This window comes from Streptomyces sp. NPDC001415 (assembly GCF_053597395.1).
On record NZ_JBSFIE010000001.1, the window covers coordinates 234,864 to 260,686 of the forward strand.

Genomic DNA, 25,823 nt, shown 5'->3' on the forward strand with positions numbered 1-25,823 from the left:
AACCGGGAGGCAGGGGCCATCCCCCCTACGCCCCGCCCCTGTCTCCTCCCGGGCACCTGGCTACGCTCGACCCGTGATCGACGACATGGATGCGGATGAGGGCTGGGGCACGACCCGGCTGTGGGTCGAGAAGAGCGTGGGCGCACAGGTCGAGCGGGCGGTCACGCTGCACGGCGGAATCACGTCCGAGATGCGGCGCCTGCACCTCGGCGGGGAGCGGCCGCGTTCACTCGTCCTGCGCTCCTTCTCCGACGCCTTCTACCGGCGGCACGCCCCGGGGCTGCTCACCCGCGAGGCCGACGTCCTGACCCTGCTCGCCCGCACCGGCGTACCGGCCGCCGAACTCATCGCCGTCGACCCGGCCGGCGAACACTGCGACCACCCCTCGCTGCTCATGTCGCTGCTCCCGGGCGAGGTACGCCTCGACGCATCCGGCGCCGACGAGCGCGCACCGCTGCTCGCCCGCCGGCTCCTCGACATCCACCGCGTCGAGGTCGGCGCGGCCGAGCGGCCCCGCGACTACGAGGCCTGGACCACCGCCGACGAAGTCGAGGCACCCGAGGACACCCGCCGACCCGAACTCTGGCAGCGCGCCATCGACGTCATCCGGCGCCAACCGCCCCCGTACCGGCCGGTGTTCCTGCACCGCGACTTCCATCCCGGCAACATCCTGTTCACCGGCTCCGGCCGCGAACTGCGGGTCAGCGGCGTGGTCGACTGGGTCGAGACGTCGTGGGGCCCGGCCGACCTCGACGTGGCGCACTGCTCCACCAACCTCGCGCTGCTTCACGGCGTCCCGGCGGGGCTCGCCTTCGCCGAGCAGTACGTCGCGGCGGGCGGGCACCTCTCGCCCGACCCGCGCGACCGGCTGTACTGGCGCCTCCTCGACGCCCTCGCCTTCGCCCCGGACGCGGAGGACGTCGCCGTCCCCTGGCGTGCGCTCGGCCGCACCGACCTCACCCCGGGCCTCGTCAAGGAGCGCCTGGAGGACTACCTCCAGGCCGCACTCGACCTCTGCGCAAGGGAGGCCACCGCCTCTTGACGGGGCCCTTCTCGGCGGGCTGCCACGCGGATCCACCCGGAAGGGGCAGCTATCGGACCGGAACGGGCAACGTACCGGAACCGAAGGCACCGCTACGCCGTCGTAGCTCCCGTCGATCGATCAACACGGGGAGACGCGGGCATGCGGGACGGTCAGAGACGGTGGCGGCGGGCGCTGGTGCTGGCATTGGCGCTGGTGGCACTACAACTGGGCTCGCTGGTGGCACCTGCGTACGCCTGTGGCTGCGGGGCGATGGTGACGCAGAGCGGGCGGCAGTTGAGCGTGAAGCAGGAGACTTCGGCGGTGCGCTTCGACGGGCACACCGAGCAGATCGTCATGCGGCTCACGGTCGACGGGAACGCCCCGAAGGCGGCATGGATCATGCCGGTGCCGAGCCGGGCGACGGTCAAGCTCGGTGACCGGCACCTCTTCGACGAGCTGTATGAGCTCTCCGAGCCGGTGAAGCGCACCCGCTCCTACTTCTGGCCCCGGAACGGCGACTGGCCCTTCGCCCAGAGCGGCAGCTCCGGCGACGGCGCCCCGAACCCGGCGGCGAAGCCTCCCGTCGAAGTGGTCGGCAGGGAGCGCCTCGGCCCCTTCGACGTGGCCCGCCTCACCGCCACCGACCCGACGGCCCTGCGCGACTGGCTGACCCGCAACGGCTTCCAGCTCCCGCCCGCCCTCGCCACCGAACTGCGCCCGTACGTCGACCAGAAGTGGGAGTACGTGGCGATCCGGCTCGCCCCCGACGAGCCGGGCAAGACCCTGGGCGGCCCCCTGGACCCGCTGAGCCTGACCTTCGCGAGCGACCATCTGGTCTACCCCATGCGCCTGTCCCGCCTGGCGAAGACGCCGCAGACGCTGAACCTGTACGTGCTGGCGAACCACCGCATGGAAACGGCGTCGCCGATCGGCGGAGCCCCGCCGGAAACCCTGTTCGCCGGCCGGCTCCAGCACCCCTCGGGCACCCTGGGCGACCTGGTGGGCCGCGACACCCCGGTCTATCTGACGGCCCTGACGCAGTACTTCCATCACCCGTCCGAGATCACCGGCGACCACGAACTGAAGCCCGCGGCCGACGACGCCTCCTTCCAACGGGCTTGGTACACCGATGAGTTGATGACCGTGGGCGGGGTTCCGGCCTGGCTGTTGACGGTGGGGGGTGTGCTGCTGGTGGTGCTTGGCGCCGGGGGCGGCCTCGCCGTCCGGGCCCGCCGCAGGAGGCGGGCCACCGCCCACCGCGGTCCCCTCACACCGCTTTGACCTGCCCGTGTAGCACACTGATCACCCATGGACGAGGCGAAGGCCCCACCCCCGGCGGCCTTCTGACGAGAGGTGTCGCGTGGCCAGCGTCGTAAAGATCAACGTACTGACGGTGCCGGACGAGCAGCGGGAGGTGCTGGAGAAGCGGTTCGCCTCTCGGGCCGGGTCGGTGGAGAACTCCGACGGATTCGAGTGGTTCGAGCTGCTGCGGCCCGTCGAGGGCACCGACCAGTACCTCGTCTACACCCGCTGGCGCAGCGAGGAGGACTTCCAGAACTGGATGGCCACCTCCATGCGGGGCCCGCACGGCGGCGCCCAGGGCGAGGGCGGCGAGCGGCCCAAGCCCGCCGCCACCGGGTCCACGCTGTGGTCCTTCGAGGTCGTACAGCAGGCCTCGCCCAAGGCCTGAGGCGGAAGGCCGCAGTCCGAAGGCCGCTTAATTCGGTGGCCAAGACCGCCGCTCCCGGGATAGGCAGTGGCCCATGACTTGGATCATGGCTGTCGAGCGGCCCGACACCCCCGACGCGAGCCTGCTGCGGCGCGACTACTACGACGAGGTGGCGAGCCGGTGGTACGGCCGGCCCGCCACCGTCGAGGAGATCGAGCAGGGGCTCACCGACGACGGCGCGGACCAACTGCGGCCGCCCACCGGGGACTTCGTGGTCGGCCGGTACGAGGGGCGGCCCGCGGCGTGCGGGGGTGTGCTGCTGTGTGCCGAGGCGCCCGTCATCGACGGGACGGCCCCGGCCACGGCCGAGCTCACCCGCGTGTTCGTCCGTCCCTTCGCACGCGGCACCGGGGGCGGCGCGGCACTGCTCTCGGCCCTTGAGGACGCGGCCCGGCGCCTCGGCGCCCGGCGGATCGCGCTGGACACCCGGCACGACCTGGTCGAGGCGCGCGGCCTGTACGCGAAGCACGGCTATCGCGAGGTGGCCGCGTACAGCGAGGGCCCGTACAGCGAGCGGTGGTTCGCCAAGGAACTGTGAGCGAAACCACCGCCCCTGCGGACTCACGCCGCGTGGTCCCTGGGAACCCCCGGTCCCGTCGGCTGTTCCGTGTCCGAGCCCGACAGTTCCGACGACAGTTCCGCCACCAGCTTCTCCAGGTCGGTAGGGCGGTTCGGGCCCCACCAGTCGCCGAGCAGCTCGGCGAGGGACTCCTCCCGTGCCGCTGCCAGGCGGGCCGCGACCTCGTAGCCCTGTTCCGTGAGGACCATCGGCATGCCCTCGCGCCGGGCGAGCCCGCGTTCCTCCACCTGGCGGGCCGCCTCGGTGATGACGTGCAGCGGTACGGTGACGCGCTCGGCGAGCATCCCGGGGTCGGCGGATCCGTACTTCTTGATGCGCAGGAGCAACCAGCTGGCCGCCGGGAGGAGGTCCAGGTCCGCTTTCGCCGTGATCGTCTCGTAGATCTTGCGGCGGCCCTCGCGCGTGCCCAGGACCGAGAGGGCCCGCGCGCACTCGTCGTACGAGGACCGCTCGACGGGGTTCGAGGCGAGGGTCTGGCTGGTGTCGGGCGCGGTGACCGCACCCCGTAGCTTGTCCTCCTTGAGGAAGCACGCCGTCACGCAGGCGATGAGGACGACCGGCGCCGCGTACAGGAACACATCAGTGATCGACGAGGCGTACGCATGCAGTACCGACTGCCTTGCGGCGGGCGGGAGTTGGACGATCGCGCGCGGGTCGGCGGCGATGGTGCCGGGGCCGACGCCGGGCGGCAGCGGCTGTCCGGCGAGGGCGTCGGTGAGCTTGCCAGTGAGCCGGTTGGTGAAGATCGTGCCGAAGATGGCGACGCCGAACGAGGCTCCGATGGAGCGGAAGAACGTGGCGCCGGAGGTCGCGACGCCCAGGTCCGCGTAGTCGACCGCGTTCTGCACGACAAGCACCAGAACCTGCATGACCAGGCCGAGGCCCGCGCCGAAGACGAAGAAGTAGACGCTCATCTCCCAGGTGGAGCTCGTCTCGGTGAGCCGGTGCAGGAGCAGCAGGCCGATCGTCGTGACCGCCGTACCCGCGATGGGGAAGACCTTCCAGCGGCCCGTACGCGACACGATCTGGCCGGACGCGGTCGAGGTCAGCAGCATGCCGAGGACCATGGGCAGCATGTGCACCCCGGACATCGTCGGCGAGATGCCCTGCACGACCTGGAGGAACGTCGGCAGGTACGTCATCGCGCCGAACATCGCGAAGCCCACGATGAAGCTGATGACCGCGACGAGGGTGAACGTGCGGATGCGGAACAGTTTCAGCGGAAGGACGGGTTCGACCGCCTTGCGCTCCACGGCGACGAAGGCCGCGAGGAGCACCGCGCCGAGCACCGCGAGCCCGATGATCTGCGCCGATCCCCAGGCCCACGTCGTACCGCCGAGGGATGCGACCAGGACCAGGCAGGTCGCGACGGAGGCGATGAGGAAGGTGCCGAGATAGTCGATGGTGTGCCGGGTCCCGCGCGCCGGGATGTGCAGCACGGCGGCGATGACGAGGAGCGCGATCACCCCGATGGGCAGGTTGATGTAGAACACCCAGCGCCAGCTGAGCTGTTCGGTGAAGAACCCGCCGAGCAGCGGGCCGAGCACGCTGGTCGCGCCGAAGACCGCGCCGAACAGGCCCTGGTACTTGCCGCGTTCGCGCGGCGAGACGATGTCGCCGACGATCGCCATGGACAGGACCATCAGGCCGCCGCCGCCCAGGCCCTGAAGCGCGCGGAAACCGATCAGCTGGCCCATGTTCTGGGCGATGCCGCACAGTGCGGAGCCGATGAGGAAGATGACGATCGCGGCCTGGAACAGCTTCTTGCGCCCGTACTGGTCGCCGAGCTTGCCCCACAGCGGTGTCGCGGCGGTCGAGGCCAGCATGTACGCCGTGACGACCCACGACAGGTGCTCCATCCCGCCCAGCTCGCTGACGATGGTCGGCAGCGCGGTCGAGACGATGGTCTGGTCGAGCGCGGCGATCAGCATGCCGAGCAGCAGCGCGCCGATGGCGACCAGCACGGTCCGCCGTTCCTGCCCCGCACCGGGGGCGACGGTGGCGGGAGCGATTCCCTGAGCCATGACCACGTCCCATCCGTGTGTGTGCTCCGACTCGCTCCCACCATCTTGATCGGAATGTACGGAAATGGCCTGCCGGGGTCCTCCGCGCACCCCGGGTACCCGCGGGCCGCCGGGCATAATCGCTCGCAGTCCATGGGGAGGGGACCCGACGATGACCGGACACGGCTGTCCTGAATGCGGTGCCGAACGCGGGGTGGACGGCAGACCCGGCTGCGCCTGCGCCGAGCGCGCCGCCGCGACCCTGCACGCGGAACGCGTCGCCGAGGTGGCCGCGGCCGAGGACTTCGACCCGCTGCGGATCCGGCCGTACGTGATGCTGCCGAACGCCTCGGCGGGGCCGCCTGCCGCAGCCCCTGAGGCCGTGTCCGAGCAGACCATGCGGCTCGGGGCGGTCCCCGCGGCGGAAACCCCGGCCGCGGATCCCGAGCCCCCGAGCCCCGCGGAGGCGCCCCGCAGACGGCGCCGTCTCACCGCACTGGCCATCGGCGCCGGCGTCGCGGTCGTCATCGGTACGGCGGCGTTCGCGAGCACCCTGTTCGCCGGGGACGCCACACCGAAGCGGGCCCTGCCCGACGTCGCGGACACCGCCGTCCCGTACGGCGGCACCGGCACCGATACCGCCTCCGCCGAGGCCCCCTCGACCGTTCCCTCCCGTACGAAGAAGGCGGCCCCGAGCCGATCCCCCTCCGTACGGCCCTCGCCGTCACCCTCGGCGTCGGCGTCCAGGGCGGCCTCGCCGACACCGTCGAAGCCCGCATCCACGCCTTCCGCGTCCGGGCAGCCCGCGAACTCCCCCGACGGCAAGCCGCTCGCGCCACCGCCGAGCACGACGCTGCGGCGCGGCGACAGCGGGCCCGCGGTGCTCGAACTCCAGGAAAGACTCGGCCAGTTGGGGCTCTACACCGGCACCCCGGACGGCACCTTCGGATCCCGGACGGAGCGCGCGGTGCGCGACTTCCAGTCGTACATGGGCATCGACGGCGACCCGGCCGGGGTGTACGGGCCGCCGACCCGCCGCGCCCTGGAGTCGATGACGGACCGGCCGTAGGCGCGGCACGGCATCCACGGCAGACTGGCGGGCCGAGGCGCCCGGTTCCGCCTCCGCACGGCCCGTGACATCCGGGCGCGGGAGGCGGACCGTGGAGGGATGACGCCCACGAGTCCGGCGAAACCCAGGCGGAGCCCCTGGCTCCTGCTCGTCCTGCCCCTGCTGCCGCTGATCGTGCTGCTGCGGCTGCTCCTTCGGCGCCGCACGCCGGGCGACTCCGGCCCGGGCGGCCCGCCGCCCGCCGGGGTGCGCGAACCGCGCCGTCCGAGGCCCGGCCCCCCGGCCGCGACGGTGGCCGCGCCGGTCCCGGGCGAGTAGCTCCGAACGGTAGCTCCGAGTGACAAAAGGGGGCCGGGTGGCACAACCCCCTCCGCGTTTTGTATCGTGGTGGAACAAAGTGATCCCTGCCTGTACTCCCTGACCGGCGGGCGGGGATCACCTTTGTGTTTCTGCGCCCCCGCTCCCGTGCCCTGGAGTCCGCCGATGCCGGCCAGCACCACGACCACCACCGTCCTGACCGCCCGCGCCTTCCTGCTGGACATGGACGGCACGATCGTGAACTCCGACGCCGTCGTCGAGCGCTGCTGGCGCCGCTGGGCCGAACGCAACGGCCTCGACCCCGAGGAAGCGCTCAAGGTCGTCCACGGCCGCCAGGGCTACGCCACGATGGCGGTGCTGCTCCCGGACCGGCCGATGGAGCTGAACCACGCCGACAACAAGGTGATGCTCGCCGAGGAGACCGCGGACACCGACGGCGTCGTGCCGGTAGCCGGAGCCCCCGCCTTCATGGCCACCCTCGCCGGGCGGCCGCACGCCCTGGTGACCTCGGCCGATGCCGCGCTCGCCCGGGCCCGTATGACGGCCGCGGACCTGCCGATGCCCGACGTGCGGGTCACCGCCGAGTGCGTGGGCGCGAGCAAGCCGGACCCGGAGGGCTTCCTCAAGGGCGCCGCCGAACTGGGCTTCGCCCCGGCGGACTGCATCGTCTTCGAGGACTCGGAGGCCGGCATCGCGGCGGGCAAGGCGGCCGGGATGCGCGTCGTGGGCGTCGGCCCGCGTGCGAACGCCCATGAGCCCACCGCGTACGTCCCCGACCTCACGCACCTCACCGTCACCGCCCAGGCGGACGGCACCCTCCGCCTGGAGATCAACGGCTGACCGGACCACCGGCGCACCCCCGAGAACAAACGGCCCCCGTCCTACCACGGGGGCCGTTTTCACATCCGTATGCCTATGACATCCGTATGTCCGGGAGAGGGGCCTCAGCCCGCGATCGCCTCGAACAGGCTGAAGCCCGCGAGCGCCAGCATCAGGCAGGCCGCGACCTTGGTGATCAGGCGCAGCGGCACGCGCTTCATCAGGGCCTTGCCACCCACGATGCCGAGTCCGGCGACCGCCCACAGGCCGAGCACCGCGCCGATGCCGACGGACAGCGGGTTGTCGTAACGCGCGGCCAGGTTGGCCGTCATGATCTGGGTCAGATCGCCGAACTCGGCGACCAGGATGAGCATGAAGCCCGCCCCCGACACCTTCCAGAACGACTGGTCGGCGGGCGCCTTCACTTCCTCGTCGTCCTCGCCCTTCTTGAAGAGCAGCATCGCCGCGCCTCCGAGGAAGAGCACGCCGACGATCGCCTGGAGCAGCCGGTGCGGCAGCAGGGTCAGCACGCTGCCCGCCGCGATGGCGAGGACGACGTGGACGGCGAAGGCGGCCGCGACGCCGACGAAGACGTAGGAGGCCTTGTAGCGGGTGCCGAGCATCAGACCCGCGAGCGCGGTCTTGTCGGGGAGTTCGGCGAGGAAGATCACACCGAAGGTGATCGCCATGATCGTGAAGCTGAGCACGGAAGGGGTTCCTCAATCGGTCGGGCACGGCCGCACCGAGAGCAGTTCGGACAGAATCCGGGGTCGCTTCGGCACGGCGGCGCCATGAATGGTCATGGTCACTGCGGCCGAAGGTCTCGCTGGCGGGTCCCTCGCGGGCACTCGCCTCCGGGCGCCGGCCGGGAACCCCTGGGGGATCCGGCAGTATGTCGACGTTCCGGCGAAGAGCTACTCCCCTTCTGCGCCCTCAAGGGTACGGCATGCCGTACGCACCCCATCAGGGACTTTGGTCCCGTACGTCCACCCGCACCTCCCGGTGCACCTTGCCCCGCGCCACGAGTTCCAGCACGACCGACACCGCGACCGCCTGTACGGCCATGAGCGCGACCAGGACGAAGAGCTGGACCGCGCCCGCCTGCACGGGGGATGCGCCGCCGAGCAGCATGCCGACGAACGCGCCGGGGAGGGTGACCAGGCCCACCGTCCGGGTCTGGTCGAGGCCCGGCAGCAGCGCGTCCGAGGCGGCGGGCCGGGCGATCTCCAGGCGGGCGTCGCGGTCGAGCAGGCCGAGCGCCATGCCCGCCTCCACCTCGCCGCGCCGCGCGGTCAGCTCGTCGAGGGCCCGGCGACCGCCGAGCACGGTCGCGGTGAGCGCGCCGCCGATGAGGATGCCGGTGACCGGGATCAGCGCGATCCCCTTGACGGGGACGAGACCGGTGAGCAGGAGCGCCCCGACCACCGGGAGGACGCCGGCCGCGATGGGTGCGGCCGCCCACCACCAGGTGGTGTTGGCGGTCATGCGGCGCCCGGCGGTGCGGACCGCGACGGCGTACATCAGCGTCAGGAATCCGAGCAGCAGCGGCAGCGAGCCGACCACCCAGTGGATCGCGAGGGCGACCACGGCGAGCTGAACGGCCGCCCGGACCCCCGCGATCAGAATCTCGCGGTGCCGCCCCAGGTGCGCGGCCGCGGCGACGCCCGCGGCGGCGAGGAGCAGGGCGACGAGAACGGCCCCGAGCGTGACATTCACCGGCAGCAGCACGCGCCAACGGTACGACGGGCAGCTCGCCGGGACCGTCACCCCTCGCGGGGCGGTGCGGCCGGGAGGGCGCGCCCATCAGAGCACCGACCGGCCGGTGCCGCGCGACGGGCCGTCAGTTCTCTTCCCTCGCGGTTCAGTCCCGAACGGACCGTCAGCTCCCATCCCTCCCGTTCCCGAACAGACCGTCAGTTCCCTTTCCCATCAGTGGCGTCATCAGTGCCGTCCCGACTCTTGATCTGACGTGCTCATGTCGCCAGGCTGTTACCTGGCGCCCATCCGCAGGAAACCTGGCGCCGCCACGCTGGCCGGGCCGCCCATCCCGCGTCCGGTCAAGTTCCCCCCCACTCCAAGGGAGTTCGCATGTCAGCCGCCATAGGAACCCGTACGCCCCGCATCTACGCGCGTCGCACGGCCGTCCTCGCCGCCGCCGCCGCGCTCGCCGCGGGCGCCGCACTGATCACCGCCCCGGCCGCCGAGGCCTCGCCGCCCGCCCCGGTCGACGCCGCCACCGCCCGCACCTACCTGGGCCAGCTGACCGTGCAGGCGGAGGGCTCGATGACCGGCTACAGCCGCGCCAAGTTCCCGCACTGGATCACCCAGTCCGGCACCTGCAACACGCGCGAGGTCGTCCTCAAGCGAGACGGCGTGAACGTCAAGACGGACGCCAACTGTGCGGCCACCAGCGGCAGTTGGTTCTCCGAGTACGACGGCGCGACCTGGACCGCCGCCTCCGACCTGGACATCGACCACCTGGTGCCGCTCGCCGAGGCCTGGCGCTCGGGCGCCAGCAACTGGACCACCCCCCAGCGCCAGGGCTTCGCCAACGACCTGACCCGCCCCCAGCTGATCGCGGTCACCGACAACGTCAACCAGGCCAAGGGCGACAAGGACCCGGCCAAGTGGCTGCCCTCGGTGACCTCCTACCGCTGCACGTACGCCCGGATGTGGGTCGACGTGAAGCACTACTACAAGCTCACGGTCGACTCCGCCGAGAAGTCGGCGCTGCAGGGCATCCTCAACGGCTGCTGACACCGGACCCCTACCGCAACAGCCGTTCATGCAGAAGCTGTTGAAACCTGTCGCACCCCTCCGTCGTTCCGTACCGTACGAACGGACCGGCGACGGAGGGGGCACCACATGGCCGGGCTTCGCCTGGGGCCGCTGCTGCGGTACGTGGATCAGCGAGGGGCCGCCACGGTCTGGGTCGAGGCCGACCGGCCCTGCACGGTGCGGGTGCGCTGCGCGGACGGCGCCTCGGGCTCCTCGCACACGTTCCAGGTCGCCGGGCACCACTACGCGCTGGTCCCGCTGGCCGATCTTACGCCGGGCAGGGCCACCGCGTACGAGGTACTGCTCGACGGGCGGGCGGTCTGGCCGCCGCCGGCCTCGCGCTTCCCGCCGAGCACGATCTCCGTCCCGGACGGGGCCGCGCGGCTCCGCGTCACCTTCGGCTCGTGCCGCCGCGCGCCCGAACCCGGCGGCACGGACGCGCTGGACGCCCTGGCCGCGGCCCTGGCGGCCGACCCGGAGGCCGAGCGGCCCGACGTGCTGCTCCTCCTCGGCGACCAGGTGTACGCGGACAGCGTCTCGGCGGACACGCGGCGCTGGCTCGGCGCGCGCCGGGACCTGCGCGAGGCCCCGGGTGCCCAGGTCGCGGACTACGAGGAGTACACCCGGCTGTACTACGAGTCGTGGCTCGACCCCGAGGTGCGCTGGCTGCTCTCCACCGTGCCCAGCTGCCACATCTTCGACGACCACGACGTGATCGACGACTGGAACACCAGCGCCTCCTGGCTCACCGAGATGCGTGCCACGCCCTGGTGGCAGGAGCGGCTGATCAGCGGCCTGATGTCGTACTGGGTCCACCAGCACCTGGGCAACCTCTCCCCCGCCGAGCTCGCCGCCGACCCGCTGTACGCGGCGGTGCGGGGCACGCCGGACGGCACGGAGGCGCTGCGCGCGTTCGCCGCGTCGGCCGACGCGGACCCGGCTGCCGTGCGCTGGAGCTACCGGCGCGACTTCGGCCGCACCCGGCTGCTGATGGTGGACACCCGGGCGGCCCGCGTCCTGGACGAGGGGCGGCGGGCGATGCTCGCCGAGGGCGAGGCACAGTGGCTCCAGGCACAGCTGCCGGAGCCGGGGGCCTGCGACCACCTCCTGATCGGGACCTCACTGCCGTGGCTGCTCCCGCCGCTCATCCATGACGCGGAGGGCTGGAACGCGGCGCTGTGCGCGGGCTCGCGCGGCCCGCGCTGGGCGCGGATCGGCGAGCGGCTGCGGCGCCGGGCCGACCTGGAGCACTGGGCCGCGTTCCCCGCCTCGTTCCGGTTCCTCACGGAGCTGCTCGCCCGCGCGGGGTCGGGGCCCGGCGCGCCCGCCACCGTCAGCGTCCTGTCGGGTGATGTGCACCACGCATACGTGGCGGAGCCCTTCTGGCCAAATTCTGCGCCCCAACTCACCGCGCGTATCGCCCAGTTGACGTGTTCGCCGGTCCACAACTCCGTTCCGGCCCCCGTGCGGGCCGGATTCCGCTTCGGCTGGAGCCGTTTCGGCCGCCGGCTCGGGCGCGCTCTGGCCCGGCACGGGCGGGCGGCCCGGCCGCCGCTCGACTGGCGCAGGAGCGGTGGACCATGGTTCGGCAATCAGCTCATGACCCTTACGCTGCACGGCCGTTCGGCACGCCTTCGGCTCGATCAGGCGCGCCGCGCGAGCCTCCTGCGGAGGGGTCCGGTCCGGCTGAGGACCGTCCTGGACCGGCCACTCGCCCCCGACACCACACCTGGCTCAATTCACCCGGTCGAAACAAGACATTAAGAATGTTGAACTTGCAAGCACTAATGAGGGCTGCCTAACCTGTGGACCCCATCGGTCACGTCCCCAACCGAAGGAGCCCCCCATGGCCTCCCCCACGCTCGACACCGAGCGCGCGCGTCCGTACGCCCTCGCCCTGTTCCGCATAGTGATCGGCCTCCTCTTCGCCTGCCACGGCGCCGCCTCCCTGTTCGGCGTCTTCGGCGGCGCGATGGGCGGCGGCTCGATCGCGGCGGGCACCTGGCCCGGCTGGTACGCCGCGGTGATCCAGCTCGTGGGCGGCATCCTGGTGCTCACCGGCCTCTTCACCCGCCCGGCGGCCCTCATCTCGTCCGGCTCGATGGCGTACGCGTACTTCAGCGTCCACCAGTCCCACGCGCTGCTCCCGCTGCAGAACGGCGGCGAGGCCTCCGCCATGTACTGCTGGGCCTTCCTGCTCCTCGTCTTCACCGGCCCCGGCGCGCTCGCGCTCGACCAGTTCCTCGGCGCCCGCGGCACCGCCCGGTCGGCCGCCGACACCGAGCGCGAGACCGTCACCGCCTGACCGCCCGGACGACCGCCCCCTGAGCGGACGACTCGGCGAACACCCACAGGGTGCCGGAAACCCGAGCCAGGCTCACGTCTCCAACGCCCGCCCCGCTGCCCGGAGTTCAGCCGCCGAACTCCGGGCAGCGGCATGTCCTCAGAGCCTGTGTCTGAACCCCGCCCGGGCCCGTGGCGCCTGGCACGCACTCCCCCAAGGCCTTAAGGGCCAGGGGGACCCCCATGCGGCGTTGCCGAAACGCCCTAGTAGTTCCTCCCCCAAGGTCTTGAAGACCAGGGGGTACCCCATCGAGTGCCTTCCGGCGCCTTGCGATCGCACGCACCAGACGCCGCGGTCTGATCCGGGCGGGGTTCAGACACAGGCTCTCACCCGTCGGCGCACGGCCCTGAGCCGACTTGAACGCCGCGGTGAAGCACGCGAGCCGGTCCCCTTGCCCCCGGTTTCCCGGTGGATCACCGCCGAGTTGGCCGCGCCCTTCGTACCGCCGCCACCGGCACGCCGGTACAGGCGTGCCGGTACAGGCGTGCCGGTACAGGCGTGCCGGTACAGGCACGCCGGTGGCGGCGTACCGGTGGCGGCGTGCCGGTACACATGCACTCCGTACGCATGCCCCGTCGGCACCATGCTCCCCTCCTCACGATCACCGCCCCGCTCGTCTCTCCCTGCGCTGTAGCACCACCCACCCCTGGAACAAACCCCCATAGGCCCGGGCGTACGCTTTACGGCTGTACCGCCGCCCCTGCCGCTTCCCCGCGACACCGCGGTATTCACCGTCCCGGGGAACCGACGAAGCCGCAGAGGAGCGAACGTGCTGGAGAGTGTGGGGGCGCTGACCTCCAGCCCCTGGATCTACGCTGTGGTCACGCTCTCCGTACTGCTCGACGTCTTCCTTCCCGTGCTGCCCAGCGGAGTGCTCGTGATCACGGCGGCGACCACGGCCGCCGGGTCCGCGGACATGGCCGGGGCCGCCACCCGGACCGGACACGCCGATCTGCTCGCGCTCGCCGCCTGCGCCGCGACCGCCTCCGTCCTCGGCGATCTGATCGCGTACCGCCTCGCGCGGCGCGGCGGAGCCCGCATCGAGCGTGTGATCGCCCGCTCCCGCCGCCTGACCCGGGCGCAGGAACGACTCGGCACCGCGCTCAGCCGAGGCGGCGGCGGCCTCGTCGTCATCGCACGCTTCGCCCCCGCCGGGCGCTCCGTCGTCTCACTGGGTGCGGGCGCGGCACACCGCAAGGTCCGCGAGTTCCTGCCCTGGTCGGCGCTCGCGGGCGTGGCCTGGGCGACGTACAGCGTGGGACTCGGCTACTTCGGCGGGCAGTGGCTGGGCGCGACCTGGCTGGGCACCGCGGTGTCGGTGCTCGCCCTGTTCGCGGCGGGGGGCCTCGCGGCGTACGTCATGAAGCGCCCGGCGCCGACGACGGCCCCGGCGTCCTGACGAGGACGTCCGCCCCAGCCCCGCCCCTTCCGGCGACGGCAGACGGGCGGGCGTTCCGGCGACGGCAGGCGGCGGGCGCCCCCGATCCGAACACCGGCCCCCGCTCCCCGGCAGGGCTACGCCGGCCTCCTCGCGGCGGCTCCGCGCACCTCAAGCCCGGCGAGCAGCTCACGCGTCGCCTCGGCTATCTCGTCCACCGCGCGCTCGAAGACTTCCCGGTTGTGCGCGGCGGGCGCCCGGAAGCCGGACACCTTGCGTACGTACTGCAGGGCGGCGGCCCTGATGTCGTCGTCGGTGGCCTCCTCCGGCATGGCCGGCGGCCTGAGCGTCTTGATACTTCTGCACATGCCCCCAGTGTGACCGACGCCACTGACAATGCCCCCGGGGGCCACAGGACCTGCCCTCTCTTGGTCCGAGCCCGGATGGTCCGCGTCCGAAATACGCGAGGCTCCACCGCGCCCTCCGTCTAAAGTCGAAGGCATGGCGGAAGCAGCGAACGGCACCAGCACCGGCCCCGTACGCGTCGACAGCTGGATCTGGTCGGTCCGGCTCACCAAGACGCGCTCCCAGGCGGGCACGGCCTGCCGAGCCGGTCACGTCCAGGTCAACGGCGAGCGAGTGAAGGCCGCCCACCAGGTGAAAGTGGGCGACGAGGTGCGGCTGCGCATGGACGGCCGGGAGCGGATCGTCAAGGTCGCCAAGCTGCTGCGCAAGCGGGTCGGCGCCCCGGTCGCGGTCGAGGCGTACATCGACAACAGCCCGCCACCGCCCGCCCGCGCGGACGTCCTCGCGGCCGGCGTACGCGACCGTGGCCTCGGTCGGCCGACCAAGCGCGACCGGCGCGAGATGGAGCGCCTGCGCGGCCTCGCGGAGAGCCGCCGCACGGCGGGCTGAGAGCCTGTGTCTGAACCCCGTCCGGATCCGGACGGGGTTCAGACACAGGCTCTGAGGGCTCGGCCGGAGTTCTCCGCCCGTTAACTCAGGGGCCAACTCCCCGCGTTACGGAGTAACTTGGTGGCTTGAACCGGGGGCCAGGGGAAGCCCCCGATCCGTCCCTCAAGGACCCACCATGATCCTCTGGATGATCCTTCTCGCTCTGATCCTGTACGGATTCGGCCTCAGCCTCGGCAGCATCATCTTCTGGGTGGCCGTCGTGGCCGTGCTCTTCACCGTCATGCGCCGCCCCGGCGGCGGCCCGGCCTCCGGCTCGGGCGGCGGAGGAGGCGGCGGGGCCGGCCGCATGGACTCCGACTACCGCGCCTACCGTGCCCGCCGGGACCGGATGGACCGCTGGGAGCGCCGCTACCGGCGCGAACGCCAGGGCCTGTTCTCCCGCCACCGCAACTGACCGAGCAACGCAACCGATCGAGCGACGCAACGGCCGGCCGTCTACAGCCGACTACAGCCAGCCGTTGCGCCGAAACCCGCGATAGATCACGAAGCAGGCCGCCACCATGAGCCCGAGCGCCATGAAGTAGCCGTAACGCCAGTGGAGTTCGGGCATGTTCTCGAAGTTCATGCCGTAGATGCCGCAGACCATGGTCGGCACGGCGATTATGGCCGCCCAGGCGGTGATCTTCCGCATGTCCTCGTTCTGGGCCACCGTGACCTGGGCGAGGTGGGCCTGGAGGATGGAGTCGAGCAGGCCGTCGAAGGCGCCGATCTGCTCGGTGGTCCGGAGCAGGTGGTCGGCGACGTCGCGGAAGTACGGCCTGACCTCGGCGGCGACCGAGGGCACCGCTTCACCGGCGAGCTTCTGCAACGGCCGGTCCAGCGGGGCCACCGCCCGCTTCAGTTCGAGGAGTTCACGCTTGAGCTGGTAGATCCGGCCCGCGTCGCCGCGTCCGGCGTTCTCGGCGAAGACAGCGGTCTCGACCGCGTCCATGTCGCTCTGCATGGCGTCGACGACGGCCAGGTACTCGTCCACGACGTGGTCGGCGATGGCATGCAGCACCGCGGAGGGGCCCTTCGCCAACTGCTCGCGCTCCTGCTCAAGCGCCTCCCGCAGCGGGCCGAGCGAGCCGTGCGAGCCGTGCCGCACGGTGATGACGAAGTCGGATCCGGTGAACACCATCAGCTCGCCGGTGTCCACCACCTCGCTGCTGGCGGTGAGTTCCTCGTGCTCGACGTACCGGCACGTCTTGAAGACCGAGAACAGGATGTCGTCGTACGGCACGACCTTGGGGCGCTGGTGAGCGGTGACGGCGTCCTCGACGGCCAGCGGGTGCAGGCCGAACAGCTCGGCGAGCCCGGCGAACTCCTCCTGGGTCGGCTCGTGCAGCCCGATCCAGACGAAGGCCCCGTCACCCAGCTTGCGGACCCGCCGCAGCGCCTCGTCCACGGGCCAGTCGTCCTGCTGCCGCACTCCACGGACGTACACCGCACAGTTGACGACGGCGCTCCCCAGCGGCGAGCGCCCCGGATGGCTGAGGTCGACGGTCCGCCGGTAGGCGCGGCGCACCGCCCTCCGCAGATTCCGCATCATCGCCACGACCAGCTTCCCTTCACCAGCATCGAACGAGCGGCCAGTGTGCCACCGCCCCCTGTACGTCCATGCACCTCCCCGGGAAGACGTGCCTCACCCCGCCGGCGTTCCCCGGCGGGCGGCGGCGGCCACGGACACGAGATAGCGCCGGGTGGCGAGATCCTGGAGGAGCCGTGTGAGGGGCCCGCCGAGCCGGGCGTACCAGCGGGCGGGCCGCGAGAAGGCGGCGACCTCGAACCACACGAGCCCGTCGGCCTCGCGCCCCACGACGAACGACTCCTCGCCGCACTCGGGGTGCCCGGGCAGAGTGCCGTAGGCGAACCCGATGCGGTCGGCGGCCCGTACGGTCCACACGACGCGGCACGGGATGACGAGGCGCGGGAGCGGCAGCCCGGGCAACCGCAGCACGACGAGCGCGGTCGCGCCGGGTACGGCGGGCGCAGCGGGGTGCACCCCGAACCCGGCCCCGCGCTGCGCGCCCCAGGCCAGCACGTGCGCCCCGGCCCGCTCGAAGACGTCCTGCCCGTAGCCGACCCGGATCCGCCGCCGGAAGGTGCGGTAACCGCCGGGCAGCACACGGCTTTCAGTCGCCCCGACCTCCGCGTAGCCGGGCTCCGCCGCAAGGGCACGGAAGTACGCCGCCCGCAGACTTCGCTTCACGACCATGCCCCGCCCCTCGCCCTCACCCCGCACCACATTCCACCCCCGAAATCGCACGGCACCGCCCCTGAACTCCCAAGCCCCCGGCACCCCATGAATCCGCCGGGACCCCACCCTGCACAGGGGTTACGTTTCAGCCAACCACAGGCGTAACCTCCAGCCATCCGGCGGAGTCCTCCCCGCTCCTGACCCGCCGGACCTCCGGCGCCGAGCGCATCCCCGAGCGCGCTGCGGCCCCGGCCGAGAAGCCCCGTCCGCACCCCGACGGGGCTTCAGGCTGAGCGCTCACCGGATCGGGTACGACGTGTCGCGAGGCGTGTGGGGCGGGGTGTCAGCGGTGTAGTGCAGGTGCAGAACGGTGTAATGCGACCGGCCCTGCCGACCTGGCTCGGGGCGGGCGGTGTCGAGGCGGACCGTCACGGGGTACGAGTGGAAGCGGCCGGCGGCGCAGTAGGGGACGCAGTCGTTCACCTTGTCCAACCCCCGGCCCACGGCCGATGTCGGTCCCCATTGCGTCCAGCGCAGGGAGACGAGGCCGTTGTTTCCGTCACCGCAGGCGATCAAATAGCTGCTGGGCCGGACCTGAGAGTGCCCGGAACAGTCGACCACGACGGTGTCGGACCCTGCGAGTTGCCCATTGGCCGTCCCCGGCCCGACGGCTGCGATCAGGGCGCCGACCGCCCCGACGAAGAGTGCTGCCCTGACCATCTGCCGACGCATGTCTGCTCCTCGGAACTTCAACTGGAAGAGACCGCGCCGCGGGGTGCCACATCGGCGCTGTCCCCATTGTCCGCTTCCCCCCGCCCCCCGGCTGTCCCCCAGCGGCATGAAAACCCCCTCCGGACCGGCTTCCGTTCTAGTGGTCGTCGGGTCACAGCCAGATCGCCGTCACGATGAACGTCTGCGCGTACGTCGTCCAGGGCACGCAGCGCGAAGCCGTCGGCCACATGGATCGGCTGCTCAGGAGGCGTCCCGAGCGAGGGCGGCCCCAGCGAGGATGGCCATGGACGTTGATGTCGGACCGGGACGTCGAAGGCCCCCCGCCATGATCGGCGGGGGGCCTTCGTGCTGGTGGGCGTGGACGGTTTCGAACCGCCGACATCTGCTTTGTAAGAGCAGCGCTCTACCCCTGAGCTACACACCCGTGGATGGAGGAACAGCGTACATGGCCCATGGGGTGCCGCCGCAAACCCGATCGCGGGGTGGGGTTAGTGCCACCCCGGTTTCGGTAGCAGGCTCCAGCGCGCCGGGGCGGTGCCGGTTCGTACCGTGGAGCCGTCGCCACGTAATCGGGGGAAGATCACCATGGCATTTCGCTGTCGCACCGCGCTGTTCGCTGCCGTCGGGGCCGGGGCCCTCTGCTTCGCCCTGGCGGGGTGCGGGAGTTCGGACCCGGGGGACGCGCCCGTCGAGCACAAGAACTTCGCCCTCGGCGGGAAGGCGCTGACCATCGACGCCGGGAACTCCACTGTCGTCGTCACGCCCGCCGATGTGAAGGACGTACAGGTCGCGCGGCAGGTCAACGGGTGGGTCGCGTTCGGCAACGGGCCCGATGCGAGCTGGGAGCTGAGCGACGGCACGCTGAGTCTCGACGTGAAGTGCAGCGGGCTGGTCAAGAACTGCAGTGCCCGGCACGAGGTGAAGGTCCCGCGCGGGGTCGCGGTCACCGTGCACGACAACGACGGCCGGGTCGAGGCGAGCGGGTTCGACACCCCGCTGGTCATCGCCTCCGACAACGGGCGGATCAGCGTCAAGGACTCCTCCGGGCCGCTGGACCTCACCTCCCGGGACGGGCGCGTCGAGGGGCAGGGGATCCGGGCCAAGAGCGTGCGGGCCAGTTCGGACAACGGACGGGTGGCTCTCGCCTTCGCGGTCGTGCCGGACAGCGTGGAGGCCACCAGCGACGACGGCAGGGTCGACCTGGCCGTCCCCAAGGACACGTACAAGGTCGCCGCCCGCGCCGACAACGGCCGCGTCGATGTCACCGTGGACCGCTCCGATTCCAGTACGCACGCGCTGACCGCGCGGAGCGACAACGGACGGGTCAGTGTCCACGACAACAGCTGAACCGGACGGGCCGGCACCGCCCACTGAGAACAGAGGGAGAAGCATGAACTGACCGGGCCGTGTGTTCGTCCTTACCTGGTGGGAGAATGGACCGGGCAGGGCGACACAGCACGGGAGAGGGATGTGACGGCGACACACGCGCGGCCGTACAGCAGAGCGGGTGCCACCGTCCGGGACGTGCTGGCGCTCATCGCGTTCCCCCTGGTGCTCGGGGCCGCGGTGCTGCCCGGCGCCTTCGCCGGGGGCGGTACGCGCCGCTGGTTCGGCGGGCGCGGCGAGAGTCTGCGCGCCGACGCCCAGGCGGCCAAGGACGCCGCGGCGGCCGCGTTCTACGAGCTCGACACCGCCCAGCGCGATCTGCGGATCTCCATCGAGACGATCACGGCCGTGGACAGCTCGCCCGGCGCCCGCCGGGCCGTCGACGACTTCGCCGCCCTCGGGCGCCGCATCGACGAGGTCAGCAACCAGTACATCAACGCCGTCGACGCGCACGACCTGGACCGGGACGACCTCGACGCCTCCGTCGCCTCGCGGGCGCGCGCCGAGCTGACCGCCGCCAAGGACGAACTCGTCCGCGTGAAGGGCGAGCTCGACCGCTTCGAGCAGAACCTGCGGCCGCTCCTGGACACCGCCGAGACCCAGCTCGCCCGGCTCGCCCCCGCCGTCGAGCGGGCCCGGCACGCGCTGCTCGGCGCCAGTACCGCCCTGGACGCGGTACGCGCCTCGGGGCTGCGCGCCGACGAGCTCGCGGCACGGCTCGCCTCGCTCGGGCCGGAGCTCACCAAGCTCAACCAGGGCGCAGGTCAGCACGGCGTGCCCGAGACGCTCCAGCGCGCCGACCGGGTGCTGCGCGACGCCGAGGCCGTACGGGCCGAGGCCGAGCAGCTGCCCGCGAAGGCCGCCGAGATCGACCGCAGGCTCGTATCGCTGCGGACCCGCGCCCAGGCCCTCACCACCCGGGCCGGCGGGGTCGACCCGGTGCTCAGCGAGCTGCGCCGCCGCTTCGCCGCCGCCTGCTGGCAGGACCTCCAGCAGGTGCCCGAGCAGGCCGCCGTCTCCGTACGGCAGGCGGAGGAGAAGCTCAAGGAGGCGGCCAAGGCGCGCGAGGAGCAGCGCTGGGCGGATGCGACCTCGCGGCTCAGTACGGTGCGGGCGCTGCTCAACTCCACGGACGAGGCGGTCTCGGCCGCCGGCGACCGGCTGCAGAGGCTCAACGCCGTCGCGAAGGACCCGCAGCAGGAGATCCAGCGCACCCGGTTCGCGATCCGCGACGCCCAGCGCCTGGCGATGTCCGGCCGCAGCACCCCCGATCCGCGGCACGCCAGGCCCCTGGACGATTCGGTGGCCCGCCTGGACCGGGCGATCGCCACGCTGGAGGGCAGGCACCCGGACTACTGGCACTTCCTGACGGAGACCGAGGCGGTGCGCCGGACCGTAGCGGATGTGGTGGCCCGCATCCGCGAGGAGCTCGGCCACGGAGCGTGACCGCTCACGCCGAGTTGATAGGGGCCGGAACCGGGCGGATCCTGGAGTACGTACGCCCTGCGTGCCGTCGATAAGGATGAGCGATAGGGATGAGGAGGGCCCCACCATGGCCGCCCACGCGATCTCGCAGCGCCTCCATCACAGCCGGGTCTCGCTCAACGAGCACCTGCCGGTCGACCACCGCCTCAACCGCGTCTACCGCTTCGGCGCCGGTGCCATGGGAGCCGTACTACTGGTCTTCGGCATCCTCGGCCTGGTCCATCAGATCGGGTTCTTCGACACCGGCGGCGACCGGGTCGCCGGGCTCAACACCAACGGCGCGCTGAGCGTGCTGTCCATCGTCGTCGGCCTGCTGCTCCTGTACGGGATGGTCAAGGGCGGCAACTTCGCCTCGACGCTCAACATCGCGCTCGGCGTCCTGTTCCTGATCAGCGGGTTCGTGAACCTGGCGCTGCTCGACACCTCGCACAACTTCCTGGCCTTCAAGATGCAGAACGTGCTGTTCAGCTTCGTGGTCGGGCTGCTCCTGATGGTGTTCGGGATGTACGGCCGGGTCACCGGCTTCCTGCCGCACGACAACCCGTACTGGAAGGCGCGCCACGAGCACGTCGACGATCAGCTCTGACCGCCGATCCGCTCTGATCGGTCGACCGGTGACCACCGGCGCGGCGGAGCCGCACGATGTCCCAGCCCCGCGCCTCTATGTCCCAGCCCCGCGCCTCTTTCCCGGCGGGCCCGCTTAGGCTGGGGCCATGCCTCGCTATGAATACCGCTGCCGCCCCTGTGACGACACGTTCGAGCTCAGCCGCCCGATGGCCGAGTCCGCCGCCCCGGCGACCTGCCCGGCGGGCCACGCCGACACGGTGAAGCTGCTCTCCACGGTGGCCGTGGGAGGCTCCGCCAAGTCGGCCCCTGCCCCGGCCGGCGGTGGCGGCGGGTGCTGCGGGGGCGGCTGCTGCGGCTGATCCCTGTGAGCCCACAGCCGGGCGGGCCGCACCCCAACACCCGCACGCCGGCGCGGAGTTACCGCTTGCGGGACAGCGTCAGCCCGTCCGCGACGGTCAACATCACGCTGTCCATGCGTCCGTCCGCGGCCACATGCTCGTTGAACGCCCGGATCGCGGCGGGCGAACCGGTCGCCTCCGGGTCGAGGACCGCGCCATGGAACAGCACGTTGTCCGTGGCGATGACCCCGCCGGGCCGCAGTCGCGGCACCAACTCCTCCCAGTACGCGATGTAGTTGCCCTTGTCCGCGTCCAGGTAGGCGAAGTCGATGTGCGGCTCGGTCGGCATCGCCCGCAGGGTGTCGAGGGCGGGGGCGATCCGCAGCTCGATGCGGTCGGCGACCCCCGCCTTCGCCCAGGCCTCCTTGCCGTACGCCGTCCACTCCTCGGAGACGTCGCAGGCGATCAGTTTGCCGTCGGCCGGGAGCGCCTGCGCCATGGCAAGCGCCGAGAACCCGGTGAAGGTGCCCACCTCGACAACATGGCGGGCGTTCACCAGGCGTACCAGGAAGGCGAGGAGCGGCCCCTGCTCCTGGGCCGACTGCATGCCCGCGTGGTCCGGCAGCCGGTCGTACGTCGTCTTCACCAGGCCCTGCTGCACCGCGTCCAGGGGCGGGTTGTGGGCCAGCATGTACGCGTACAACTCGTCAGTGATTTTGGTGCTGTTTCCCTTGGTCATGCGGCGACCGTACCCAATCCCCGGCGCTAAGGGTTTGTGTCTGAACCCCGCGCGGGCCCGGGCGGGGGGGTTTAGACACAGGCTCTCAGGAAGCGGCGCAGGATCTCCTCGCCCGCGAGCACCCCGCACTCGGCCAGGGCCTCGGTGCGCGGGCTCTGCCAGCCGGCCTCGGCGAGCTCGCCGTGGCCCGGGCGCCAGCCCTGGTCGGCGGCGAGCAGGAGGTCGGCGTCGAGGAGCGAGTCCCCGGCGGCCAAGGTGAGTCCGGCCCCGGTGCGGCGGGCGACCTCGCGGACCGCCGCGCTCTTGGTGAGCGGCTTCGGCACCGCGTAGATCTTGCGGCCCTGGAGCGAGACCGTCCAGCCGCGCGGCTCGGCCCAGGCGGCGAGCTCCTTGACCCACTCCTCGGGCAGCAGCTCCCGCTCGACGACGAGGTAGGCGAAGAGGTCCTCGGCGACCCGCTCCTTTCGGAGCCAGCTCGGGTCGGCGACGGCCCTCAGGTGGGCCCGCACCTCGTCGAGGGAGGCGCACTCGGCGGCGATGCGGCCGGTCACCTGGCGCGCCCAGTCCGGGTCGGACACGCCGTTCACGAGCAGGTGCCCGCCGTTGGCGCAGATCGCGAACTCCGAGGCGGGGCCCGGGAGTTGGATGCGCTGGTACTGCTTGCGGGTGCGGGTGGTGGTAGGCACGAACACGGCGGCCGACTTCAGCTCGGCGAGCAGCCGCGCCGCGTGTTCGGTGACGTACGAGAGGGGCTTGTGCTCGTGCACCTCGACGCAGAGCAGCCGCGGCGCCCGGTGGTCGGGCATGGTGAGGGCGAGGGCGGCGGCCGAGTAGATCAGGGTGCGGTCGAGGTCGCTGGCGACCAGGGTGGCGCTCACTTGGCGGCCACCGCCTTGCCGTCGGCGCCGGTGGCGCCCCGGGTGTACTGGGGGTGGATCAGGCCGACGCAGCTGTACGGAAGGCCGTCCACCTCCTCGACCGGTACGCCGCGCTGTGCGGCGAGCAGCCTGACGTGGTCGAGGTCGGCTCCGGCGCCCCGTCCGGCGAGGATCTTCCACGGGACCCGGCGGAGCAGCACCCGGGTGGTCTCGCCGACGCCGGGCTTGACCAGGTTGACGTCGTGGATGCCGTACTCCTCGCTGATCCGCTCGACGGCGGCCCAGCCCTCCCAGCTCGGGGTGCGGTCCGTGTCCCGCAGGGCCTTGGCCTCGCGGTCCACGTCGGCGCAGACGTCGTCGAAGCGGGCGGCGACGGCGTCGAGGAAGTCACCGGACACGTCGGCGCCGGACAGCTCGCGGTAGAACTTGGCGCCGTGGAAGTCGCCCGGGCCGATGAGGTCCTGGCGCAGCACGGTGCGCGAAATCAGCCCGGACACCGTCGAGTTGAGGCAGGCCGACGGGATCAGGAAGTCCTCGCGGGTGCCGTATGTCCGCACGCAGGACCCGGGGTCGGCGAGCACCGCGATCTCCGGGTCGAAGCCCTCGAATTCGGGGAACTCCCGGATGGCCGCCGCCAGTTCGCGGGTGATGGCGCCCTTGCCGGTCCAGCCGTCGACGAACACGACGTCGGCGGGGTCGTGGTGGGCGGCGAGCCAGCGCAGCGCGTTCGGGTCGATGCCGCGGCCGCGCACGATGGACACCGCGTAGTGCGGCAGGTCCAGGCCGTGGCGATGCTCGGCCCAGCGGCGCATCAGGACGCCGACGGGCGTACCGGCGCGGGCCAGCGAGACCAGCACCGGGCGCGGCGACCTCTCGGCGAGGACGGTCTCGGTGACCACGCCGACGGCCTGCGCGATCCGGTGCGCCGAGGTGTCGAGCGCGGCGCGGAACAGCTCCTGGTACTGCGGGCTCGGCTGGTACTCGACCGGCAGCGACTCCGCGTAGTGGGCGCCGCCGCTCTGGATGGCCTCCTCGCGCTCCTCGGTGGGGGCTTCGAGCTCGACGTCGGACAGGTCCTTGAGGAGCCAGCCCACCTCGTCGGGCGCGTAGGAGGAGAAGGCGGGCCCCCTGAGGGGTTCGGGCAGAGGCTCGGGCAGGGGCTCGGGCATGGGGGCACCTTCGGGTACGTACGAGGGCAGCACGGCGAGCACGACGTGCGGTATGTGGGCGGCGAGCTGGGCCAACAGGCCGTCGGGGGCGTGCAGTTGGGGGGTGTCGGCGGCCGAGTCGACGACGGCTATGACCGCGTCGAAGCCGCCGCCGACGACGTTGTAGGCGTACCGCTCGCCGGGCCCGTCGGCCGGGTCGTCGTGCGCCGGGAAGGCGAGGCGGGTGCGGATGGCGTACCCGGGGTCGTCCACGGCGAGCACGGGCGAGCGGGTGGTGGTGGAGTAGCGCACCTCGGCGCCGCCGAGCTCTTCGAGGACGACGGCGAGCCGGAGCGGGGCGTACATCAACTCCTCGAAGCCGAGGACGAGTACGCGGCGGGGGGATTCCGGTACGTCCAGCGCCTCGGCCAGGCGGGCCGCCATCTTCGGCAGGGCCGCTTCCAGCTCGCTCCGGTGGGCCGGGGTGAATCCGTGCCGCCCGCCGTCGGGAAGGCCCGCGGGCCAGGGGAGGTCGACGCGGCGGGCGTACGGCGTCGGCCGGTGAGCACCGCTCTCCAAAAGCGGTGCTTCCCCCTTCGGCTCGGACCTGGCCGATTCGAACTCCTCCACCAACGCCCGCCCCTTCTCCAACACCCCCTCCGGCAGCCGTACCGTCCCCGACGCCGAGGCGATCAGGTCGACGCGGGCGCCGATCTCCGTCGCGAAAGCGGTGAGGCGGTCGCGGTCCTGCGGGGAGCGCATGTCGACGAGCGCGACGATCACGTAGTGGTCGCGCGGATGGCGCGCGTGCAGGTCGCGGATGGTGTTGAGGACCGTGTTGCCGGTCGAGAACTCGTCGTCGACCAGGACCAATGGGTCCTGCCCGGCGAGCAGTCGGGGGTTCTCGGGCAGCAGCAGGTGGGAGGTGGCGTGGGAGTGGGACTCCTCGAAGCCGCCCGCCGTCACCACGCCGTCGACGGGGCGGCGGGTGGAGTGGAGGAAGGGCGCGAGCGCGAGGCCGTCGGCGACCGAGTGGCCGAGGCCCGTCGCGGTCTCGGCGTACCCGAGCACCACGGCCCGCGCGGCCACCTCCGTACCGAGCAACTCCCGCACGCGCAGGCCGAGTTCATATCCCGCACGCCACACCACGGAGGGGCTCTGCGGCACGTGCTTGCCCAGCACGTTCGAGACGAGGAGATGGGCGCGCTTCGGGTTGCGGCGCAGGGCGAGCCCGAGCAGACCGCTCAGGCGCTCGTCCCCGACGAGCTCGACTCCGAGCCGCTCGGCGACCCATGTTCCCGACCACTCAACCACGTTGCTGTGTCTCTCTGTTGGTTCGCACTGATCGTCGTAC

General features: G+C 72.0%; 27 protein-coding genes, 1 tRNA gene and 1 pseudogene. 18 read left to right on the forward strand and 11 right to left on the reverse strand.

Features of this window, described 5'->3' with window-relative positions:
• Nucleotides 1-85: 85 nt before the first annotated feature.
• From ACWC2B_RS01030 to ACWC2B_RS01045, 4 genes are all read left to right on the forward strand, one after another.
• Nucleotides 86-1,042: a phosphotransferase family protein gene (locus ACWC2B_RS01030; protein ID WP_450714532.1), complete on the forward strand. Its 957-nt coding sequence runs from the start codon at nt 86-88 to the stop codon at nt 1,040-1,042.
• Between the two features lie 141 nt (nt 1,043-1,183).
• Nucleotides 1,184-2,305 (forward strand): DUF2330 domain-containing protein, encoded by a 1,122-nt coding sequence (locus ACWC2B_RS01035; RefSeq protein WP_450714313.1) that lies wholly within the window; start codon nt 1,184-1,186, stop codon nt 2,303-2,305.
• A 79-nt stretch (nt 2,306-2,384) separates the two neighbouring features.
• Nucleotides 2,385-2,714 (forward strand): antibiotic biosynthesis monooxygenase family protein, encoded by a 330-nt coding sequence (locus tag ACWC2B_RS01040; protein ID WP_450714314.1) that lies wholly within the window; start codon nt 2,385-2,387, stop codon nt 2,712-2,714.
• A 73-nt stretch (nt 2,715-2,787) separates the two neighbouring features.
• On the forward strand, nt 2,788-3,291 hold the full coding sequence (locus ACWC2B_RS01045) for a GNAT family N-acetyltransferase (protein ID WP_450714315.1): 504 nt from the start codon (nt 2,788-2,790) through the stop codon (nt 3,289-3,291).
• Between the two features lie 23 nt (nt 3,292-3,314).
• On the opposite strand, the gene ACWC2B_RS01050 is transcribed toward ACWC2B_RS01045, so the two are convergent.
• A complete protein-coding gene (locus ACWC2B_RS01050) occupies nt 3,315-5,357 on the reverse strand; it encodes an MDR family MFS transporter (protein WP_450714316.1) in 2,043 nt (680 codons plus the stop codon).
• 151 nt (nt 5,358-5,508) lie between these two features.
• Here ACWC2B_RS01050 and ACWC2B_RS01055 point away from each other — a divergent pair, with 151 nt between their 5' ends.
• The 3 genes from ACWC2B_RS01055 (at nt 5,509) to ACWC2B_RS01065 (ending at nt 7,563) form a co-directional block, all read left to right on the forward strand.
• Nucleotides 5,509-6,405 (forward strand): peptidoglycan-binding domain-containing protein, encoded by an 897-nt coding sequence (locus ACWC2B_RS01055; protein ID WP_450714317.1) that lies wholly within the window; start codon nt 5,509-5,511, stop codon nt 6,403-6,405.
• Nucleotides 6,406-6,504: 99 nt separating this feature from the next.
• Nucleotides 6,505-6,723 (forward strand): hypothetical protein, encoded by a 219-nt coding sequence (locus ACWC2B_RS01060; RefSeq protein ID WP_386150566.1) that lies wholly within the window; start codon nt 6,505-6,507, stop codon nt 6,721-6,723.
• Between the two features lie 165 nt (nt 6,724-6,888).
• Nucleotides 6,889-7,563, forward strand: coding sequence for an HAD-IA family hydrolase (locus ACWC2B_RS01065; RefSeq protein WP_450714318.1), 675 nt, complete (start codon nt 6,889-6,891; stop codon nt 7,561-7,563).
• Nucleotides 7,564-7,667: 104 nt separating this feature from the next.
• On the opposite strand, the gene ACWC2B_RS01070 is transcribed toward ACWC2B_RS01065, so the two are convergent.
• Together ACWC2B_RS01070 and ACWC2B_RS01075 are read right to left on the reverse strand one after the other, a co-directional pair.
• Nucleotides 7,668-8,249 carry a TMEM165/GDT1 family protein gene (locus tag ACWC2B_RS01070; protein ID WP_450714319.1) on the reverse strand — a complete coding sequence of 194 codons (582 nt, stop codon included), beginning with the start codon at nt 8,247-8,249 and terminating at the stop codon, nt 7,668-7,670.
• 256 nt (nt 8,250-8,505) lie between these two features.
• Nucleotides 8,506-9,270, reverse strand: coding sequence for an ABC transporter permease (locus ACWC2B_RS01075; RefSeq protein ID WP_450714320.1), 765 nt, complete (start codon nt 9,268-9,270; stop codon nt 8,506-8,508).
• A 360-nt stretch (nt 9,271-9,630) separates the two neighbouring features.
• Here ACWC2B_RS01075 and ACWC2B_RS01080 point away from each other — a divergent pair, with 360 nt between their 5' ends.
• The 4 genes from ACWC2B_RS01080 to ACWC2B_RS01095 all read left to right on the forward strand — a co-directional run bounded on the left by ACWC2B_RS01080 (nt 9,631) and on the right by ACWC2B_RS01095 (nt 14,063).
• Nucleotides 9,631-10,299, forward strand: a complete 669-nt coding sequence (locus ACWC2B_RS01080; protein ID WP_450714321.1) for an HNH endonuclease family protein — start codon at nt 9,631-9,633, stop codon at nt 10,297-10,299.
• Between the two features lie 108 nt (nt 10,300-10,407).
• Complete coding sequence (locus tag ACWC2B_RS01085; protein WP_450714322.1) at nt 10,408-12,084, forward strand: alkaline phosphatase D family protein; 1,677 nt, start codon at nt 10,408-10,410, stop codon at nt 12,082-12,084.
• A gap of 82 nt (nt 12,085-12,166) precedes the next feature.
• Nucleotides 12,167-12,625, forward strand: a complete 459-nt coding sequence (locus tag ACWC2B_RS01090; protein ID WP_450714323.1) for a DoxX family protein — start codon at nt 12,167-12,169, stop codon at nt 12,623-12,625.
• 808 nt (nt 12,626-13,433) lie between these two features.
• Complete coding sequence (locus ACWC2B_RS01095; protein ID WP_450714324.1) at nt 13,434-14,063, forward strand: DedA family protein; 630 nt, start codon at nt 13,434-13,436, stop codon at nt 14,061-14,063.
• A gap of 116 nt (nt 14,064-14,179) precedes the next feature.
• Here ACWC2B_RS01095 and ACWC2B_RS01100 read toward each other — a convergent pair whose 3' ends face one another.
• Entirely contained in the window at nt 14,180-14,410 is a 231-nt protein-coding gene (locus tag ACWC2B_RS01100; RefSeq protein WP_450714325.1) for a DUF2277 domain-containing protein, read from the reverse strand.
• A gap of 28 nt (nt 14,411-14,438) precedes the next feature.
• On the opposite strand from ACWC2B_RS01100, the gene ACWC2B_RS01105 reads away from it, so the two are divergent.
• Both ACWC2B_RS01105 and ACWC2B_RS01110 read left to right on the forward strand, forming a co-directional pair.
• Nucleotides 14,439-14,957, forward strand: coding sequence for an RNA-binding S4 domain-containing protein (locus ACWC2B_RS01105; RefSeq protein WP_450714326.1), 519 nt, complete (start codon nt 14,439-14,441; stop codon nt 14,955-14,957).
• 187 nt (nt 14,958-15,144) lie between these two features.
• Nucleotides 15,145-15,411 carry a hypothetical protein gene (locus tag ACWC2B_RS01110; RefSeq protein WP_450714327.1) on the forward strand — a complete coding sequence of 89 codons (267 nt, stop codon included), beginning with the start codon at nt 15,145-15,147 and terminating at the stop codon, nt 15,409-15,411.
• A 51-nt stretch (nt 15,412-15,462) separates the two neighbouring features.
• On the opposite strand, the gene corA is transcribed toward ACWC2B_RS01110, so the two are convergent.
• From corA to ACWC2B_RS01125, 3 genes are all read right to left on the reverse strand, one after another.
• Nucleotides 15,463-16,548 carry a magnesium/cobalt transporter CorA gene (corA, locus tag ACWC2B_RS01115; protein ID WP_450714533.1) on the reverse strand — a complete coding sequence of 362 codons (1,086 nt, stop codon included), beginning with the start codon at nt 16,546-16,548 and terminating at the stop codon, nt 15,463-15,465.
• A gap of 93 nt (nt 16,549-16,641) precedes the next feature.
• Nucleotides 16,642-17,214 (reverse strand): DUF1990 family protein, encoded by a 573-nt coding sequence (locus ACWC2B_RS01120; protein WP_450714328.1) that lies wholly within the window; start codon nt 17,212-17,214, stop codon nt 16,642-16,644.
• A gap of 279 nt (nt 17,215-17,493) precedes the next feature.
• Nucleotides 17,494-17,928, reverse strand: a complete 435-nt coding sequence (locus ACWC2B_RS01125; protein ID WP_450714329.1) for a hypothetical protein — start codon at nt 17,926-17,928, stop codon at nt 17,494-17,496.
• A 149-nt stretch (nt 17,929-18,077) separates the two neighbouring features.
• Between ACWC2B_RS01125 and ACWC2B_RS01130 the strand changes: the two are divergent.
• Nucleotides 18,078-18,188 (forward strand): annotated as a pseudogene (locus ACWC2B_RS01130) (tyrosine-type recombinase/integrase); the annotation flags it as partial.
• Between the two features lie 89 nt (nt 18,189-18,277).
• Here ACWC2B_RS01130 and ACWC2B_RS01135 read toward each other — a convergent pair.
• Nucleotides 18,278-18,352 (reverse strand) — tRNA-Val (locus tag ACWC2B_RS01135).
• Between the two features lie 161 nt (nt 18,353-18,513).
• Between ACWC2B_RS01135 and ACWC2B_RS01140 the strand changes: the two genes are divergently transcribed.
• From ACWC2B_RS01140 to ACWC2B_RS01155, 4 genes are all read left to right on the forward strand, one after another.
• The gene (locus tag ACWC2B_RS01140; RefSeq protein ID WP_450714330.1) at nt 18,514-19,275 is read left to right on the forward strand and encodes a DUF4097 family beta strand repeat-containing protein; all 762 of its coding nucleotides are present in this window, start codon (nt 18,514-18,516) and stop codon (nt 19,273-19,275) included.
• A gap of 123 nt (nt 19,276-19,398) precedes the next feature.
• Entirely contained in the window at nt 19,399-20,760 is a 1,362-nt protein-coding gene (locus ACWC2B_RS01145; protein WP_450714331.1) for a hypothetical protein, read from the forward strand.
• Between the two features lie 106 nt (nt 20,761-20,866).
• Nucleotides 20,867-21,385 (forward strand): DUF4383 domain-containing protein, encoded by a 519-nt coding sequence (locus tag ACWC2B_RS01150; protein WP_450714332.1) that lies wholly within the window; start codon nt 20,867-20,869, stop codon nt 21,383-21,385.
• 127 nt (nt 21,386-21,512) lie between these two features.
• Nucleotides 21,513-21,725, forward strand: a complete 213-nt coding sequence (locus ACWC2B_RS01155; RefSeq protein WP_450714333.1) for an FmdB family zinc ribbon protein — start codon at nt 21,513-21,515, stop codon at nt 21,723-21,725.
• 58 nt (nt 21,726-21,783) lie between these two features.
• On the opposite strand, the gene ACWC2B_RS01160 is transcribed toward ACWC2B_RS01155, so the two are convergent.
• The 3 genes from ACWC2B_RS01160 to ACWC2B_RS01170 all read right to left on the reverse strand — a co-directional run bounded on the left by ACWC2B_RS01160 (nt 21,784) and on the right by ACWC2B_RS01170 (nt 25,783).
• The gene (locus tag ACWC2B_RS01160) at nt 21,784-22,443 is read right to left on the reverse strand and encodes an O-methyltransferase (protein ID WP_450714334.1); all 660 of its coding nucleotides are present in this window, start codon (nt 22,441-22,443) and stop codon (nt 21,784-21,786) included.
• 71 nt (nt 22,444-22,514) lie between these two features.
• A complete protein-coding gene (locus tag ACWC2B_RS01165) occupies nt 22,515-23,321 on the reverse strand; it encodes an HAD family hydrolase (protein ID WP_450714335.1) in 807 nt (268 codons plus the stop codon).
• Nucleotides 23,318-25,783: a phosphoribosyltransferase gene (locus ACWC2B_RS01170; protein ID WP_450714336.1), complete on the reverse strand. Its 2,466-nt coding sequence runs from the start codon at nt 25,781-25,783 to the stop codon at nt 23,318-23,320. Before ACWC2B_RS01170 ends, ACWC2B_RS01165 begins: the two co-directional genes overlap by 4 nt.
• Nucleotides 25,784-25,823: the final 40 nt, after the last annotated feature.

Excerpts from the sequence above, each read along its gene's own strand:
- ACWC2B_RS01120 (WP_450714328.1), bottom strand. The coding sequence starts at position 17,214 with ATGGTCGTGAAGCGAAGTCTGCGGGCGGCGTACTTCCGTGCCCTTGCG.
- ACWC2B_RS01045 (WP_450714315.1), top strand. The coding sequence starts at position 2,788 with ATGACTTGGATCATGGCTGTCGAGCGGCCCGACACCCCCGACGCGAGC.
- ACWC2B_RS01080 (WP_450714321.1), top strand. The coding sequence starts at position 9,631 with ATGTCAGCCGCCATAGGAACCCGTACGCCCCGCATCTACGCGCGTCGC.
- ACWC2B_RS01030 (WP_450714532.1), top strand. The coding sequence starts at position 86 with ATGGATGCGGATGAGGGCTGGGGCACGACCCGGCTGTGGGTCGAGAAG.
- ACWC2B_RS01035 (WP_450714313.1), top strand. The coding sequence starts at position 1,184 with ATGCGGGACGGTCAGAGACGGTGGCGGCGGGCGCTGGTGCTGGCATTG.
- ACWC2B_RS01100 (WP_450714325.1), bottom strand. The coding sequence starts at position 14,410 with ATGTGCAGAAGTATCAAGACGCTCAGGCCGCCGGCCATGCCGGAGGAG.
- ACWC2B_RS01150 (WP_450714332.1), top strand. The coding sequence starts at position 20,867 with ATGGCCGCCCACGCGATCTCGCAGCGCCTCCATCACAGCCGGGTCTCG.
- ACWC2B_RS01060 (WP_386150566.1), top strand. The coding sequence starts at position 6,505 with ATGACGCCCACGAGTCCGGCGAAACCCAGGCGGAGCCCCTGGCTCCTG.
- ACWC2B_RS01125 (WP_450714329.1), bottom strand. The coding sequence starts at position 17,928 with ATGCGTCGGCAGATGGTCAGGGCAGCACTCTTCGTCGGGGCGGTCGGC.
- ACWC2B_RS01065 (WP_450714318.1), top strand. The coding sequence starts at position 6,889 with ATGCCGGCCAGCACCACGACCACCACCGTCCTGACCGCCCGCGCCTTC.
- ACWC2B_RS01105 (WP_450714326.1), top strand. The coding sequence starts at position 14,439 with ATGCCCCCGGGGGCCACAGGACCTGCCCTCTCTTGGTCCGAGCCCGGA.
- ACWC2B_RS01155 (WP_450714333.1), top strand. The coding sequence starts at position 21,513 with ATGCCTCGCTATGAATACCGCTGCCGCCCCTGTGACGACACGTTCGAG.
- ACWC2B_RS01160 (WP_450714334.1), bottom strand. The coding sequence starts at position 22,443 with ATGACCAAGGGAAACAGCACCAAAATCACTGACGAGTTGTACGCGTAC.
- ACWC2B_RS01090 (WP_450714323.1), top strand. The coding sequence starts at position 12,167 with ATGGCCTCCCCCACGCTCGACACCGAGCGCGCGCGTCCGTACGCCCTC.
- ACWC2B_RS01055 (WP_450714317.1), top strand. The coding sequence starts at position 5,509 with ATGACCGGACACGGCTGTCCTGAATGCGGTGCCGAACGCGGGGTGGAC.
- ACWC2B_RS01140 (WP_450714330.1), top strand. The coding sequence starts at position 18,514 with ATGGCATTTCGCTGTCGCACCGCGCTGTTCGCTGCCGTCGGGGCCGGG.
- ACWC2B_RS01110 (WP_450714327.1), top strand. The coding sequence starts at position 15,145 with ATGATCCTTCTCGCTCTGATCCTGTACGGATTCGGCCTCAGCCTCGGC.
- ACWC2B_RS01085 (WP_450714322.1), top strand. The coding sequence starts at position 10,408 with ATGGCCGGGCTTCGCCTGGGGCCGCTGCTGCGGTACGTGGATCAGCGA.
- corA (WP_450714533.1), bottom strand. The coding sequence starts at position 16,548 with ATGATGCGGAATCTGCGGAGGGCGGTGCGCCGCGCCTACCGGCGGACC.
- ACWC2B_RS01050 (WP_450714316.1), bottom strand. The coding sequence starts at position 5,357 with ATGGCTCAGGGAATCGCTCCCGCCACCGTCGCCCCCGGTGCGGGGCAG.